The organism is Haloarcula sp. Atlit-47R (assembly GCF_003665985.1).
In the GTDB taxonomy this organism is placed as follows: Archaea; Halobacteriota; Halobacteria; order Halobacteriales; family Haloarculaceae; genus Haloarcula; species Haloarcula taiwanensis.
In genome coordinates this window covers 1199391-1213795 of the sequence record NZ_QPLQ01000001.1, presented here as the reverse complement: position 1 = coordinate 1213795, position 14405 = coordinate 1199391, and the positions used below count along the sequence as shown (strand labels likewise).

Annotated in this window: 15 protein-coding genes; 9 read left to right on the top strand and 6 right to left on the bottom strand. The window is 65.8% G+C overall.

What is annotated here, in order from left to right:
* Window positions 1-10 precede the first annotated feature (10 nt).
* From DVK00_RS06355 to argF, 4 genes are read left to right on the top strand one after another with little or no spacing between them, the layout of a single operon-like run.
* Window positions 11-871 (top strand): acetylglutamate/acetylaminoadipate kinase, encoded by an 861-nt coding sequence (locus tag DVK00_RS06355; RefSeq protein ID WP_101351357.1) that lies wholly within the window; start codon window positions 11-13, stop codon window positions 869-871.
* Window positions 868-1995, top strand: coding sequence for an aspartate aminotransferase family protein (locus tag DVK00_RS06350; protein WP_121535885.1), 1128 nt, complete (start codon window positions 868-870; stop codon window positions 1993-1995). The genes DVK00_RS06355 and DVK00_RS06350 overlap by 4 nt, the downstream gene beginning before the upstream one ends.
* Window positions 1992-3053: a [LysW]-lysine hydrolase gene (locus tag DVK00_RS06345; protein WP_101351355.1), complete on the top strand. Its 1062-nt coding sequence runs from the start codon at window positions 1992-1994 to the stop codon at window positions 3051-3053. The genes DVK00_RS06350 and DVK00_RS06345 overlap by 4 nt, the downstream gene beginning before the upstream one ends.
* Before the next feature lies 1 nt (window position 3054).
* A complete protein-coding gene (gene argF / locus DVK00_RS06340; RefSeq protein ID WP_101351354.1) occupies window positions 3055-3951 on the top strand; it encodes an ornithine carbamoyltransferase in 897 nt (298 codons plus the stop codon).
* A gap of 179 nt (window positions 3952-4130) precedes the next feature.
* Here argF and DVK00_RS06335 read toward each other — a convergent pair whose 3' ends face one another.
* Window positions 4131-4874, bottom strand: a complete 744-nt coding sequence (locus DVK00_RS06335; RefSeq protein WP_101351353.1) for an SDR family oxidoreductase — start codon at window positions 4872-4874, stop codon at window positions 4131-4133.
* A 253-nt stretch (window positions 4875-5127) separates the two neighbouring features.
* Between DVK00_RS06335 and DVK00_RS06330 the strand changes: the two genes are divergently transcribed.
* Window positions 5128-5517 carry a helix-turn-helix domain-containing protein gene (locus tag DVK00_RS06330; protein WP_101351352.1) on the top strand — a complete coding sequence of 130 codons (390 nt, stop codon included), beginning with the start codon at window positions 5128-5130 and terminating at the stop codon, window positions 5515-5517.
* Between the two features lie 46 nt (window positions 5518-5563).
* The gene (gene thrC, locus DVK00_RS06325) at window positions 5564-6949 is read left to right on the top strand and encodes a threonine synthase (protein WP_101351351.1); all 1386 of its coding nucleotides are present in this window, start codon (window positions 5564-5566) and stop codon (window positions 6947-6949) included.
* A 29-nt stretch (window positions 6950-6978) separates the two neighbouring features.
* Here thrC and DVK00_RS06320 read toward each other — a convergent pair whose 3' ends face one another.
* Window positions 6979-7377 carry a hypothetical protein gene (locus DVK00_RS06320; protein WP_101351350.1) on the bottom strand — a complete coding sequence of 133 codons (399 nt, stop codon included), beginning with the start codon at window positions 7375-7377 and terminating at the stop codon, window positions 6979-6981.
* A gap of 200 nt (window positions 7378-7577) precedes the next feature.
* Here DVK00_RS06320 and DVK00_RS06315 point away from each other — a divergent pair, with 200 nt between their 5' ends.
* The gene (locus tag DVK00_RS06315; protein ID WP_101351349.1) at window positions 7578-8753 is read left to right on the top strand and encodes an aspartate kinase; all 1176 of its coding nucleotides are present in this window, start codon (window positions 7578-7580) and stop codon (window positions 8751-8753) included.
* A 14-nt stretch (window positions 8754-8767) separates the two neighbouring features.
* Here DVK00_RS06315 and fer read toward each other — a convergent pair whose 3' ends face one another.
* The 3 genes from fer to DVK00_RS06300 form a co-directional block, all read right to left on the bottom strand.
* Window positions 8768-9430: a ferredoxin Fer gene (gene fer / locus DVK00_RS06310; protein WP_064288558.1), complete on the bottom strand. Its 663-nt coding sequence runs from the start codon at window positions 9428-9430 to the stop codon at window positions 8768-8770.
* Window positions 9431-9519: 89 nt separating this feature from the next.
* Entirely contained in the window at window positions 9520-10218 is a 699-nt protein-coding gene (locus DVK00_RS06305; protein ID WP_101351348.1) for a metallophosphoesterase, read from the bottom strand.
* An 80-nt stretch (window positions 10219-10298) separates the two neighbouring features.
* Window positions 10299-10907 (bottom strand): IMP cyclohydrolase, encoded by a 609-nt coding sequence (locus tag DVK00_RS06300; RefSeq protein WP_101351347.1) that lies wholly within the window; start codon window positions 10905-10907, stop codon window positions 10299-10301.
* A 365-nt stretch (window positions 10908-11272) separates the two neighbouring features.
* Between DVK00_RS06300 and DVK00_RS06290 the strand changes: the two genes are divergently transcribed.
* The gene (locus tag DVK00_RS06290; RefSeq protein WP_064288560.1) at window positions 11273-11704 is read left to right on the top strand and encodes a universal stress protein; all 432 of its coding nucleotides are present in this window, start codon (window positions 11273-11275) and stop codon (window positions 11702-11704) included.
* A 38-nt stretch (window positions 11705-11742) separates the two neighbouring features.
* Here the strand turns inward: DVK00_RS06290 and DVK00_RS06285 are convergent, their stop codons facing one another.
* Window positions 11743-12936 (bottom strand): inorganic phosphate transporter, encoded by a 1194-nt coding sequence (locus tag DVK00_RS06285; protein ID WP_064288561.1) that lies wholly within the window; start codon window positions 12934-12936, stop codon window positions 11743-11745.
* A gap of 157 nt (window positions 12937-13093) precedes the next feature.
* Between DVK00_RS06285 and DVK00_RS06280 the strand changes: the two genes are divergently transcribed.
* Entirely contained in the window at window positions 13094-14263 is a 1170-nt protein-coding gene (locus DVK00_RS06280) for a BMP family protein (RefSeq protein ID WP_101351346.1), read from the top strand.
* The last annotated feature ends 142 nt before the right edge of the window (window positions 14264-14405 follow it).

The following is a 14405-nucleotide window of genomic DNA, read 5'->3' as shown; positions in this document are numbered from 1 at the left end:
GTGATTTTCTATGACAGTCGTTATCAAAGTCGGTGGCGCTCGCGCGGTCGACCCCGCGGGGGCGCTTGCGGACGTGGCATCGTTAGTGGCCGACGGGGAGCGGGTCGTCGTGGTTCACGGCGGCTCGACCAAAGTCGACAAGACGCTCGAACGGCTCGGCGTCGAACCGGAGTACGTCGAGACGCCGTCGGGCGTCGTCGGCCGGTTCACCGACGAGACCACGATGGAGGTGTTCGAGATGGCCTTCGGTCACCTCAACACCCAGCTCGTCGCCGGGCTCCAGAGCGAGGGCGTCGACGCGGTCGGTCTCAACGGCGTCGACGGCAAACTGCTCTACGGACCGCGCAAGTCCGCGGTGCGGGTCGTCGAGGACGGCACGAAGAAAATCCGCCGTGGCGACCACTCGGGCACGATCAAGCAGGTCAACGGCGACCTGCTGGAGACGCTGCTCGACGACGGATACACGCCCGTCGCGGCTCCGCCGATGGCCGGCAAAGACGATGACGAAATCATTCCTGTCAACACCGACGCCGACCGCTCGGCCGCGGCGATTGCCGGCGAACTCGACGCGACGCTGGTACTCCTGACCGACGTTGAGGGCGTCTACGCGGACCCCGACGACCCGTCGACGCTAATCGAATCGGTCGAGACGGCGGCCGACTGGGACGCCCTCGAAGACGCGGCCGAGGGCTTCATGGGCCGGAAGATAATGGCCGTCGAGGAGGCCCTCGACGGCGGCGCGACCGAGGCGGTCGTGGCTGACGCCAACGCCGAGTCACCGATTCACTCGGCGCTTGACGGCGGCGGCACCCACGTTTACGCGAGCGCACTCGAACAGGACACAGACCAGACAGCGACGGAGGAACAATGAGCGGATTCGTCTTCAACGAGAAACCCATCCAGATCGAACGCGGCGACGGTGCCTACGTCTACGACGACAGCGGCACAGAGTACCTAGACATGGGCGCGTCCTACGCCTGTGTCCCGCTGGGACACAAGCACCCGGCGGTCCAGAGCGCCGTCAGCGAGCAGCTAGAGAAGATAACGTACGTCCAGGCGTCGTACCCGAACGCCGAGCGGACGGCGTTGTACGACCTGCTCGCCGACACCGCGCCGGACCCCATCGACAAGACCTGGCTCTGTAACTCCGGGACCGAGGCCAACGAGGCGGCGCTGAAGTTCGCCCGCTCGGCCACGGGGAACTCCAAAATCGTCGCGACGATGCAGGGCTTCCACGGCCGGACGATGGGCGCGCTGGCGACGACCTGGAAGGACAAGTACAAGAAGCCCTACGAGCCGCTCATCGGCGACGTGGAGTTCGTCCCCTACGACGACAGCGAGGCGCTGGCCGAGGCCGTCGACGAGGACACCGCCGCGTTCATCGTCGAACCGGTCCAGGGCGAGGGCGGCATCAACCCCACCTCCGACGGCTACCTCGAAGCCGCCCGGGAGATTACCGAGGACGCCGGGGCGGCGCTCATCTTCGACGAGGTCCAGACCGGTATGGGACGGACCGGCGCGCTGTGGAACTCCCAGCGGGCCGCCGTCGCGCCGGACATGATAACCGCGGCGAAGGGCCTCGGAAACGGCCTCCCCATCGGTGCGACGCTGTGTCGGGACTGGATCGCCGAGAACTACGGCTCCCACGCCTCGACGTTCTCCGGCGGGCCGGTCATCTCCGCCGCTGCCGGCGCGACCGTTTCGACTATCATTGAGGACTCTGTGCCGGGTAACGCCGCCGTGATGGGCGACTACCTCCTGACTGAACTGGAAGCGACCATCGGCGACGACGTGCGGGACATCCGCGGCGAGGGCCTGATGATAGGCGTCGAGGTCGGCCGCGGCGCGAACGCGGCGCTGAAGAAGCTCGCCCTGAACCACCAGGTGCTCGCGCTGCCGGCCGGCCGCACCGTGGTCCGCCTGCTCCCGCCGCTGACCATCGACGAGGCCCACGCCGACGCCGTCGTCGACGCGATGGCGGAGGTGGTGGGATGAGCGAAGCCGCGACGCGCGAGGCCGACACAGAGGCCCGCGACCTACTCGAAGCAGTTGTCCGTATCCCATCGGTTTCGCGGAACGAGGCGGAGGCGGCCGAGCGACTCGTCGAGTTCTTCGAGTCCCACGACCGCGAGGCGTGGCTCGACGAGGTCGGCAACGTCCGCGCGCCCGCCGACGACAGCGTCCTCCTCACCTCCCACATCGACACCGTGCCGGGCGACATCCCGGTCCGCGTCGAGGAGACCGACGAGGGCGACGTGCTGTGGGGCCGCGGTAGCGTCGACGCGAAGGGGCCGCTGTGTGCGATGGCCGTCGCGGCCGTCCGCACCGGGGCCTCCTTCGTCGGCGTCGTCGGTGAGGAGGTCGACTCGACCGGTGCCCGGTTCCTCGTCGAGGACCGCGAGTCGGCACCGGGGGCCGTCATTAACGGCGAGCCGTCCGGCTGGGAGGGCATCACGCTGGGATACCGCGGTCTGCTGGCCGGGACCTACGTCGCGACGAGCGAGTCCGGCCACTCCTCGCGCCCGGAGAACAACGCCATTCAGGACGCCATCGACTGGTGGACCGCTGTCGAAGACGAGTTCGCCAAAGACGAGTGGCACCCCGTCTTCGAGCGCGTCACCTGCAAGCCGGTCGAGTTCAAGGGCGGCACGTCGACCGACGGGCTGAGCGTCGAGGCGACGATGGACGTCCAGTTGCGGGTCCCGCCGGAGTACAGTACCAGCGAGATCCGCGAAATCGCCGACGGATTTCTGGAGAACGGCACGGTCAACTGGGACGACAAGGTCGAGCCGGTGATGCAGAGCCCCCGAACCAGCGCCGCCCGGGCGTTCCGGGCCGCGATTCGGCAGCAGGGTGGCGAGCCCACACTACTTCGCAAGACCGGCACCAGCGACATGAACGTCTACGCGAAGGCGTGGGACTGTCCGATGGTGACCTACGGACCCGGCGACTCTGATCTGGACCACGCGCCGAACGAGCACCTCCCGCTCGACGAGTACGACCGCTCCGTTGCAGTGCTCGAAACCGCGACCGAACGCATGCTGGAGGACTGACATGGATATACTCGACGTCGATGACCTCACGACCGACGAACTGGCCACCGTCCTCGACCGCGCCGCGGCCATCAAAGCCGACCACGGCGAGGGAAGCACGAGTGACCTGCTTGACCAGCAGACGCTCGGGATGATATTCGAGAAACCCTCGACGCGGACCCGGGTCTCCTTCGAGACGGGCATGACGCAACTGGGCGGCCATGCCGTCTTTCTCGGCCCCGACGACATCCACCTGGGCCACGGCGAACCGGTCAAGGACACCGCCCGCGCGCTCGGCCGCTACGTCGATTTCATCATGGCCCGCGTGTTCGACCACGCCGACGCGGAGGAACTGGCCGCGTACGCCGACGTGCCAGTCATCAACGGCCTGACCGACGACGCCCACCCCTGCCAGACGCTCGCCGACCTGCTGACCGTCCGCGAGGAGTTCGGCGACTTCGAGGACGTGTCCGTGGCGTGGGTCGGCGACGGCAACAACGTCTGCCAGTCGTTCGTCATCGGCGCGGCGATGGTCGGGCTGGACCTGACCGTCGCCACGCCGGAGGGTTACGGCATCGCCGACGACGTGGCCGACCGCGCCGCCGCCTTCGGCAACGCGCCCGAGACCACCCACGACCCCGAAGCGGCCGTCGCTGACGCTGACGTGGTGTACTCTGACGTGTGGGTCAGCATGGGCCAGGAGGACAAACGCGAGCAGAAACTGGCGGACTTCGAGGGGTTCCAGATTACGAGGGACCTGCTCGGAGACCGCCCGTTCATGCACTGCCTCCCCGCCCACCGCGGCGAGGAAGTCACCGACGACGCCATCGAGTCGGAGAACGCCGTCGTCTGGAACCAGGCGGAGAACCGGCTGCACGCCCAGAAAGGGCTACTCGTGTGGCTGTCTGAGCAGGCGTAGAACCGGTCGGCCCGAACATTTAGAACGGTTAGCCGGGCGGAGGCGGTCTGTGGCGAGCCCGCTGTACCGCGCGCCGTCGGCGCGCGGTTTCACGCGAATCGCAGAGCGATTCGCGCCTTTTTCGCCCACGTTTTTCGAGGAGCGCTTCGCGCGAACCCGACGCTGAAAAAGGTGGTGGGCTAAAAGTGACTAAATTTGTCCCGTCGGAACACGTCGATGCTGTTTATCGTCGTCGGTGGCTCCTGTCGCATAGCGAAGGCGATAGCGTCGGCTACCTCCTCTGGTTCGGTCACCTCACCCGGTTCGAACCGCTCGTTGAACGAGGTTCCGTCCTCGGAGCCGAACTCAGACCGGACTTCTGAAGGGTTGACCACGGTGACGCCGATATCGTCGTCGCCGACCTGCCCGGCGAGGCTGTGGGCGAACCCGCGGAGCCACCACTTCGTCGCGGCGTAGACAGGATTGAACGGCCGGGGATACTGGCCGGCGAAGCTCCCGACGAACACGAGTGACCCTGCCCCAGCACGGAGATGCGGCAGCGACTCGCGGGCGGTGTAGAACGCGCCGTCGACGTTGACCTCCATCATCGTCCGGTACTGCTCGTCGGACAGCGTCTCCACGTCCGAGCCGCGGCCGACTCCGGCGTTGACGACGACGCCGTCGAGCGAGCCGAGCGTGTCGACGGTGGACTCGACAGCGGCCGTGACCTGCGTCCGGTCGCTAACATCGGCCGGCACCACTTGGGTGTCGACGGTGTGCTCGGCGGTGATTTCGTCGGCCAGTTCAGTGAGGCGGTCTTCCCGGCGGGCGACCAGTGCTACGTCGGCTCCGTCGCGTGCCAACTTCCGAGCGGTTGCCGCGCCGATACCCGAACTCGCTCCGGTAACGAGTGTGGCTGTCTCTGAGAGTGGTCCCGAACCCATGGTCAGACCCACGGGCGTCTCGTGGTTAGCGTTTGGGCCCCGAGTGGGAGTGGCGGTTGGCCCGGCGGTGTCGACGACCGTTCCGGGGCAGTTTTCCACCCGAAACACTGCCCTTTTCGGTTTGGTTGGCAACGTTTCACACAGGACTGCTGGTGACCCGACCGCCCGCTCCGCGTCCGCTCAGCGCCGGTTCCGGGCCGGTGAGGTCGAGGTAACGGCCCTGTTTATCCGAGTCCACACAGTACAGCCTGGTATGTCTGTCAACCCCTCTCCGGACCAGTCCCACGAGCTGATGGTCGACGACGAACCGAAGCTTTCGGATGTGATGGCCTCAGTCTTCGGTGTTCAGGAACACGAGGTACGGACGTATCAGACATTGCTTGAGGCACCAGCAAGCACTGTCGAGGAACTCGCTGACGAACTCGGCCGGGACCGCTCGAACGTCAACCGGTCGCTGTCGACGCTCCGCGAGAAGGGGCTTGCGACGCGGAAACGACGCCTCCTCGACGGCGGTGGCCACGTGTACCAGTACACCGCGACACCGCTGTCGGAGGCCCGCGAACTGATGCACGAGACGCTTGAGGAGTGGACCGCCGCGGTCCACCACCGCATCGACGAGTTCGACGCCAGCCCCGGCGAGTGAGTCGGGCGTACGGCCGGCAACCGTCCGACTTTTGCATACTGGGAGCATGGTCCCGACAATGGCTGACCTGCAACTCACCGACGACGTGCCGCCGGTTGCCGACGACGGCGTCTGGCTGGCCTGCATCGAGTGTGGTGAGACGTTCGCTCCGTTCGACGCGATTCGCTACACCTGCGACGACTGTGATGGCCTGCTTGAGGTCCGCTACGACGATCTGCCGACCTTCGACGAGTTCGAGGGCTCGGGGGTCTGGCGGTACAACGCCGCCCTGCCCTTCGAGGAAGGCGTCACGCTCCCCGAGGGCAACACGCCGCTGCACGAGATGCCCCGCCTGAAAGACGACATCGGCGTCGACGCGCTCCGCGTGAAACACGAGGGGATGAATCCCACCGGCTCGTTCAAGGACCGCGGCATGACCGTCGGTGTCCGGGTCGCTCAGGAGGTCGGTGTCGACCGACTGGCCTGTGCCTCGACCGGCAACACCTCCGCGGCGCTTGCGGCCTACGGCGCACGCGGCGGCATGGAGACGCTCGTGCTCCTGCCCGAAGGGAAGGTCGCGGCCGGCAAGATCGCGCAGGCGAGCCTCCACCGCGCCCGGATTCTCGAAGTCGACGGCAACTTCGACGAGTGTCTCGACATCGTGCAGGACCTCGCCGCCCGCGGCGAGGCCTACCTGCTGAACTCGCTGAACCCGTTCCGACTGGAGGGTCAGAAGACCATCGGGCTGGAAATCATGGAGGAGTTCTACGCCGACCACGGCGAGTACCCGGACCGCATCGTCCTGCCGGTCGGCAACGCCGGCAACACCGCGGCGCTGTACAAGTGCTTCCGCGAACTCGTCGAGGCCGGCGCGATAACCGAAGACCAGGTGCCCAAACTCACCGGCGTCCAGGCCGAGGGGGCCGCTCCGATGGTCGAAGCCATCGAGGAGGGGTACGAGGACACCCGCCGCTGGGACGACGTCGAGACCCGCGCGACCGCCATCCGCATCGGCAACCCGGTCAACGCGCCGAAGGCGCTGCCGGGCATCCGGGAGACCGGCGGTACTGCGGTGGCCGTCTCCGACGAGGAAATTACTGAAGCGCAGCGCGACATCGCCGGGGAAGGCGTCGGCGTCGAACCGGCTTCTGCGGCATCCGTCGCCGGTCTCCGGAAACTCCGCGAGGAGGGCGAGGTCGACAGCGACGAGTCGGTCGTCTGCCTGACCACGGGCCATCTCCTCAAAGACCCCGAGGCAGCCGCCGAAGCCGGGAACGAGCCGGAGCCGGTCGCAAACAGCACTGAGGCCGTGCTGGACCTCATCGAAGAACCGTCGTCGGTCACCGGAACGGTTCGGCGACAGGTGTCGAAGGCCGCCGACGCGCCGCTGGTCCCGGCACTGGTCGCCGGCGGTTTCGGCATCGCGTATCTCTACCGCAAATTCCGTTCGTAGAAGGACGGCGACGAGACGTCTCGACTCGGTCAGTGCTCCGCCCGTTCTGGCTCCAGCCGGTAGCGTGTCGTCGCCTGCCCATCGAACCGGGGACCGTTTCCGGTCGAGGCGAACCCGACGGCCTCGACGGCGGCTCGGACTTCGGATTCGTCTTCCGGGAGCAGGAGTTCGACGGTCATGTGTTCTCGACGTGCGAACTCAATCGGGTCTGTCAGGAGCTTCTCACAGGCGTTGCCTGACCCGGCCAGTTGCGTCACGTGGACGGTCCCACGCTCGGCGTCAAAACTCACGAACCCAACAATGGTGTCGTCTTCCTCGGCCACGCGGACGGTACGGTCGTGGACGAGGTTTCGCATCACGTCCGGCGGCCCGTCAGCGAGGGCGGCCAGTCGTTCGGCGTCGTCTTCGATAGCGTCGCGGATATCCATACATGTGCGTGGGAACCCCACGCAAATAAACGGTGTGTCGGACGCTCCGGACTGTCCCCGCCTTCGCGCCAACAGGGCTTCGCACGACGGAATCTACTGCCGCTGTCGACAGTGAGACGCGGTCACAGATGAACACAGTTATCCCGAGCGACGGATAACGCGAGGGCAATGGTTCACGTACACACGGGCACGGTGGTAGCATGCGCGTAGTCGCCAAGTTCGGTGGGACGAGTCTCGGTAGCGGCGACCGAATCAACCGGGCCGCGGACTCGATTGCCGCTGCCGTCCAGCAGGGCCACGAGGTCGCGGTCGTCGCCTCGGCGATGGGCAACACGACCGACGAGTTGCTCGATGAAATCAACTACGACGCCGACTCCGCGGACCGCGCGGAAATCGTCTCGATGGGCGAACGGACCTCCGTCCGCATGCTCAAGGGCGCGCTCGCAGCCCGGGGCATCGAGGCGGTCTTCCTCGAACCCGGCAGCGAGGACTGGCCGATCATCACCGACGAGTACGGCGAGGTCGACGTCGAGGAGACACAGAAGCGCGCCCACGCGCTGGCCGGCCAGCTCAAGGACGTCGTCCCGGTCATCACCGGCTTCCTCGCACAGGACTACCAAGGCAACGTGACGACGCTTGGCCGTGGCGGCTCCGATACGAGCGCCGTGATGATGGGCGACTACATGGACGCCGACGAAGTCGTCATCGTCACCGACGTCGAGGGCGTCATGACCGGGGACCCACGGGTCGTCGAGGGTGCTCGGAACGTCGGCAAAATATCCGTCGACGAACTCCGTTCGCTGTCGTTCCGCGGAGCCGAGGTGGTCGCGCCGTCGGCGCTGTCGTACAAGAGCGACGACCTCGGTGTTCGCGTCGTCCACTACCAGCACGGCGACCTGCTCTCCGGCGGCACCTCAATAGAAGGCGAGTTCCAGAACCTGATCGACCTGCAGGAACAGCCAATCGCCTGCGTGACCGTCGCCGGTCGCGCTATCCGGAACAGCCCGGGCATCCTCGCGGACCTGTCGGGCGCTATCGCTGACGAGGAGATCAACATCGAGGCCAATTCCTCGGGCATGGACTCGTTGACGTTCTACGTCGACGAAGACGACGCCGAGGAGGCCGAAGCACTGCTGCACGCCCGTATCGTCGACGACGAGACGCTCTCGTCAGTCACTGTCGAGGACGATATCGCCGTCATCCGCGTCACCGGCGGCGACCCCAGCCAGTCGGCGCTGGCTCACCAGGTCGTCGCACCGCTTGCCGACGCGCACATCCATCTCTACGACGTGATTACGTCCGCAACATCGGTCTCCGTGTTCGTTCCGTGGGAGGACCGTGAACAGGCCCTCTCGCTCGTACAGGACGTGTTCTGACCGCTGAATTCTTTTTAATCGGTTGAGGAGGCCTGCTCGAACCGGCTCGCGGGCAGCAACAGTTCGCTCACTTCGGGGAGGTGTTTCAGGTTGTAGACGATCTTCGCGTCGTCAGACACCGGTGCGGCGATACACGACAGGCGAATCCCCTTTTCGGTGAGGTCCGGCGGGAGAATGTGGCTCGCCGGCGACGGCATCTCGCCTTCGACGACTGCCACCGCGCAGTTCGTGCACGCGCCGCCACGGCAGGCAAACGGCCACGCGAAGCCGTTCTTTTCGGCCGCTTCAAGCAGCGTGTCGTTCGGGTCGACGTAGAACCGCCCGAAATCAGTCGACTGCAGGTTCGCGTCGGCGGCTTTCGCGAACAGGTCCTCGTCTTCCAGTGCCCAGCCGTGGTCTTCGAGCACCTCGAAATTGAGAAATTCTACCATCGGGTCGTCCGGTTCCGGCGGGGCCTCCTCGGCCTCGGATTCGGACTCTGACGCCTCGTCGGGCAGGGGGTCTCCGGGCTCGTACCCGTTCTGCAGTCGCTCGTAGGCTGTCTTGACTGCCTGGAACTCGGCCGCCGACCCGCCCTGATCCGGGTGTGCCTCTTTTACCCGCTCGCGGTACGCGTCGACGATCTCCCCGTCGTCGGCGTCCGGCGTGATTCCGAGGACCTCGAATGGAGACGCCACGCAACACAGTAGCGGTCACGGACATAAATCCCCTCCTCCCGCTGCAGTATCTGCAGGCTACCGACGACAGCCGACGTGCTGTTCCCGGGCTACCGGCCCTGTGTCAACCGGAAACCGATTTGCCGCGGCAGGTCAGCGTCGGTAACCGCATCGATAACCGCGCTCGTGTCGTAGGCCACGCGGTGCTCCTCGATAGTCAGGTCCGCGAGGTCAAGCACAGCGTAGGCGGCCCGGTGGTCCCTGTCGCGAGGCTGGCCCACGCTGCCAGGGTTCAGCACGACACCGTCCTCGTACACTTCGTGGTGCTGATGGTGCGTGTGTCCCATCACGAGCACGTCCTCGTCACCCAGCAGGTCCGGCCCGAACTCCTCGGGGTATGTGTAGTGGTCCGGGTCGTCCGGGTGGCCGTGGACGAGCTTCACCCGCTCGTCACACACCAGTCGCTCGTCGGGCAGTGCCGCCAGCCACTCTATCTGCTCGTCGGACAACTGTTCCGTGGCGTGTTCGACGCCGGCCTGGGCCATCCCGTTGAACGCGAACGGCGTCTCGGCGGCGACGGCACGGTCGTGGTTGCCCATCACCGTCGGGACCGCTTCGGTCGGCCAGGGAGCGTCTGCAGGGAGCGCGTCGGTGTGCCCGCGCATCGCGTCGACACAGTCGGCGTGCCAGGGATTGTAACCGACGACATCGCCCGCACAGACTAGCCCGTCAACCGGCGGCATATCTGCAAGCACTGCCGCGAGCGCTATCCGATTCCCATGAATATCAGAGAGTATCCCGAGTTTCATTGTTCGTGTCTACCCCCTGCGGGGTCTTGAGTGTCGGTCCCGGCTCAGCATCTGTGTTCGCTGTGCGTTCGCTGCCATCCTCACTCTCCGTTGTACACTGCCACGTCGAACTCACCCGCCGACCCCGCGACGCCGGCCGAACAGACGGCGTGTTCGTACTCGTGGCCGTACACTTCGCGGGCCACCGCGTCCGCGTCGGTGGCGGCCAGGCCGAACGCCGTGGGACTGTTCTCCTCGTAGGTCGCCACCAGCGTCGGTTCGGTGACCTCCTCGACGAGCAGCGCGTCCCGGCGGACGGTCCCGATGACCGCGCCCGGCCCGTCGGCGTTCGTCGTTGGGTCCGCCGCGTCGACACCGACGATACCGGCGACCCGCGGCGTGTCGTAGTCGTCCTTCTCGAAGTCGAGCGACAGGAGCGGTTCAGCAAGGGCGTCCCGCGCTGGATAGCCCAGTTCGAGCTTTTCGGCGATTGGGTCGACGTGGGAGCCGTTGCCGACGACCGCGCCGCGCTCGGTGACCCGGACACCGTTGTAGGAGATGTATGGGTTGTCCGTCTCCGGCGCGTCCGGCGTCGGCTCGACGGTCACTGTCCCGTCGCGCTGGACTGCCTGGCGGTTGGGGAACGAGCGCGAAGAGACGCGGTACGCACCGACTTCGGGACTGACAACGACGAATCGTCCAACGTACATATGCGAGTGTGCACAGCACCCGAAAAAAGCGCTGTCGATGTCTCACTGTCTGGCGTAGGCGTTACGCTGTTGTCTTCCCGATAGTATTGTGCGGGCTGCTGACACGCTTCATGTCCGACCGAATCGCGCAACGCTTACAAAGGGGCACCCGATACTGTAGAGTGCGCACAGTCCATTGGGGTAGAGGCCAATCCTGAAGCCTTCTGGGGGCTTCGACCCTGGTTCGAATCCAGGATGGACTATTTCTGTGGCGAACAACTCGTGAGCGACAGCGTCGTTGTTACTGGACTATTCTCTGGTGCCGACGGAACCAGCAACGCCTCGCTTGCCCCTGGCTACTTGTAGCTCCCTTCCAGAGAGAACATATGACACCGACACACGTCCTCGTCCCGCTGGACGGGTCACCGCTGGCTGACGAGGCGCTGACGTACGCGCTGGAGACGTTTGACTGTCGGATTACAGTCCTGAACGTCGTTGCGCCGCTCGACACGGGAATGAGCGAAGGTGGGATGCTCGAACCGGGCGCGGATCGCCGGGCGGCGGCTGACGAGCGGGCCACGAATCTCGTCGACCGGGCGGCACAGCAGGCCAGCGAGGTCGGCCAGCAGATCGAAACGGCTGTCGAGACAGGTGATCCGGCAGAAACGATTCTGGACTACGTTGAGGCGGTCGACGTGGATCAGGTGGTAATGGGTGGCCACGGTGGAACGCGAAACGAGATCGCCCGGCGGTTGCTCGGAACGGTCGCGACGGCGGTCGTCAGCGAAGCGCCAGTGACAGTGACGGTCGTCCGATAGTCACCGACGCCGACGACTCGGAGACAGCACGCGGCGACTCACGCTTGGCTGCCGAGGACGGCTTCCAGCCCCTGATACACGCCGAAGCCGATCACGACGCTGGTGGCGAGCGTGATGAGCCAGAACCCGACAGTCACGCCTATCTTCCGGCGCGAGACCCCGGCGGAGCCGCCGGCGAGGCCGCCGCCGATGACTCCGGAGATGATGATGTTGTTGAACGAGATGGGGATGCCAAGCGCGATGGCGGCCTGTGCGATGATGAAGCCGGGGACCAGCGCCGCAATGGAGCGGCGGACGCCGAGTTGTGCGTACTCGCGGGAGGTCGCCTGTAGCAGGCGGGGGGCACCCATCCACGCGCCGCCGAGGATACCCACGGAACCGAGCGCCAGCAACACGATCCCGGGGAGGCCGAGTTCGGTACCGTAGAGGTTTTCGAGTGGCCCGGTCGCGAGGCCGACCTGACTGCCGCCACTGGAGAAGGCGACGACGCTGCCGAGAACGACCAGAAACGTCTTGATACCCTTGTCGACGGAGGCCTGTGTCTGCAGGCGGATGTAGTAGAAGCTCCCGGCGGCGACGAGCAGCGTCGCGGCGACGGCGGCGATATCCGTCCCGGTGACCATCGCGGCGAAGCCGGCCAGCGAGCCCTGGTCGGTGCCGGCAGGCGACGGGATGATGCTCAACTGGACGTTGGCGACGATACCGCCGACAACGCCGGCGAGCAACGGGACGCCGACCGTTTCGGGGATGTCGTCCCGACGCAACACAGTCGCGGTGAGATAGGCCAGGCTTCCCGAGACGGGCGGGACGAGCAGCCAGAAGGTGGCGATGCGGCGGTAGGTGTCGAAGACGGGGTCGCCGCCGAGCGAGAGGCCGACGCCGACCATCGCGCCCGTCGTCGCGAACGCCGCCGGAACGGGGTAGCCCGAGTAGATACCGAACGCCATGAACCCAGTCGCGGTCAGCAGGCCGGCGACTGCCGCCAGCGAGGTGATTGCGACGCCGTCGATGAGACCGGCCCCGACTGTTTCCGAGATGCTCCCACCCTGTGTCAGCGCTCCCAGCGCGGCGAGGATGCCGATCAGGAAGGCGGCGCGCATCGTCGAGATGGCGTTTGCACCGATGGCTGGGGCGAACGGCGGTGAGTTGCTGTTCGCACCGAGTGTCCAGGCCGTTACAAGGCCGGTGACTGTCGCGAGGACGACCAGCGCCCAGAAGACGACGGTAGTCACCGCGTGCTGAACTCCGCTTGAGCCTGCCAGTTGTTGCTGTGTGAACGCGACCAGACTGTCATTGCCAGCCGTTCACACCCAGTACATAAAATGTCCGCGGCGTCGACAGCGAACAGTGACCGGCCCGCCTTGCCATGGTTTGTCGCCGATGTGGCTAATGTGCGACACCGAAGTCTTTAACGCCTATCGACACCGCTGGTGGGACATGTCACAGCGAAGACGCACGTTCATCAGTAGTGTTGGTACCGCAACTGCAATCGGGTTAGCCGGCTGCCTTGGCGGCGGCGACGGTGGCGACGGCGGCGACGGCGGAGACGGCGGCGACGGCGGAGACGGCGGAGACGGCGGCGACAGTGGTCCGGCCGCTCGTATCGGAATGGTGTACGCGACAGGCGGACTCGGCGACGGGTCGTTCAACGACCAGGCCCAGACCGGTGCTATTCGGGCAGCAGACGAGCTAAACATCGAATACGACGAGTCGCAGCCGGAAGCGGTACAGGACTTCGGCAGCCTCCAGCAGCAGTACGCACAGTCCTCGAACCCGGACTACGACCTCGTCTGCTGTATCGGCTTCCTGCAGGCGGACGCCCTCACGGAGAACGCCGAACAGTACCCCGAGCAGAACTTCATGATCGTCGACTCCGTCGTCGAATCGGACAACGTCGGCTCGTACGTATTCGGTGAGCATCAGGGCTCGTTCCTCATTGGGCTGATGGCTGCGAAGCTGACCAGTCAGGACTTCTCGGCTGGCGCCGGCTCCACGCAGAGTGACTCCGCGAGCGTCGGCTTCGTCGGCGGCGTCGAGGGTGACCTCATCGGCCGCTTCGAAGCCGGCTACAAAGCCGGCGTCAAGCACGCAGAGGAGGATGTCGACGTCCAGACAGCCTACGTCGGCGACTTCAACGACCCATCGGGCGGCCAGGAGGCGGCTCTCTCGATGTACAACTCCGGTGCGGATATCGTCTACCACGCGGCCGGTAACACCGGGACTGGCGTGTTCCGTGCGGCCCAGGAGGCCGGGCGCTTCGCAGTCGGCGTCGACCGCGACCAGTCGGTCACGAAAGAGAACTTCAGCGACGTTATCCTCGCGAGTATGGTCAAGCGCGTCGACAACGCGGTGTACACGTCGGTCGAATCAGTCGTCAACGATAACTTCGAGGGCGGCAGTGTGAACACGCTCGGCCTCGAACAGAACGGTGTCGAAGCGGTGTACGGCCAGCAGCTCGGCTCGGAAATCCCACAGAGCGTCAAAGACGAGGTGTCGGAAGTCCGTCAGAGCATCATCGACGGCGACATCAGCGTGCCGACCGACCCCGAAAACGCCTGAGGCGGATCAGTGGCACAGTGTGCCGGTATGCCAGGCTCTGCGACTGACACTGTCCTGAAATAAACCACACCAGTTCGTATGAATCGTCGCGGTCACACACGCAGTTGCCGCATATTTTTGGCAGACATGTGGAACCGTGAAG

Coding starts and splice junctions, on each gene's coding strand:
- DVK00_RS06305 (WP_101351348.1), bottom strand. CDS start 10,218: ATGAAACTCGGGATACTCTCTGATATTCATGGGAATCGGATAGCGCTC.
- thrC (WP_101351351.1), top strand. CDS start 5,564: ATGGTCCCGACAATGGCTGACCTGCAACTCACCGACGACGTGCCGCCG.
- argF (WP_101351354.1), top strand. CDS start 3,055: ATGGATATACTCGACGTCGATGACCTCACGACCGACGAACTGGCCACC.
- DVK00_RS06335 (WP_101351353.1), bottom strand. CDS start 4,874: ATGGGTTCGGGACCACTCTCAGAGACAGCCACACTCGTTACCGGAGCG.
- DVK00_RS06345 (WP_101351355.1), top strand. CDS start 1,992: ATGAGCGAAGCCGCGACGCGCGAGGCCGACACAGAGGCCCGCGACCTA.
- DVK00_RS06355 (WP_101351357.1), top strand. CDS start 11: ATGACAGTCGTTATCAAAGTCGGTGGCGCTCGCGCGGTCGACCCCGCG.
- DVK00_RS06300 (WP_101351347.1), bottom strand. CDS start 10,907: ATGTACGTTGGACGATTCGTCGTTGTCAGTCCCGAAGTCGGTGCGTAC.
- DVK00_RS06290 (WP_064288560.1), top strand. CDS start 11,273: ATGACACCGACACACGTCCTCGTCCCGCTGGACGGGTCACCGCTGGCT.
- DVK00_RS06280 (WP_101351346.1), top strand. CDS start 13,094: ATGTGCGACACCGAAGTCTTTAACGCCTATCGACACCGCTGGTGGGAC.
- DVK00_RS06315 (WP_101351349.1), top strand. CDS start 7,578: ATGCGCGTAGTCGCCAAGTTCGGTGGGACGAGTCTCGGTAGCGGCGAC.
- DVK00_RS06330 (WP_101351352.1), top strand. CDS start 5,128: ATGTCTGTCAACCCCTCTCCGGACCAGTCCCACGAGCTGATGGTCGAC.
- DVK00_RS06350 (WP_121535885.1), top strand. CDS start 868: ATGAGCGGATTCGTCTTCAACGAGAAACCCATCCAGATCGAACGCGGC.
- DVK00_RS06320 (WP_101351350.1), bottom strand. CDS start 7,377: ATGGATATCCGCGACGCTATCGAAGACGACGCCGAACGACTGGCCGCC.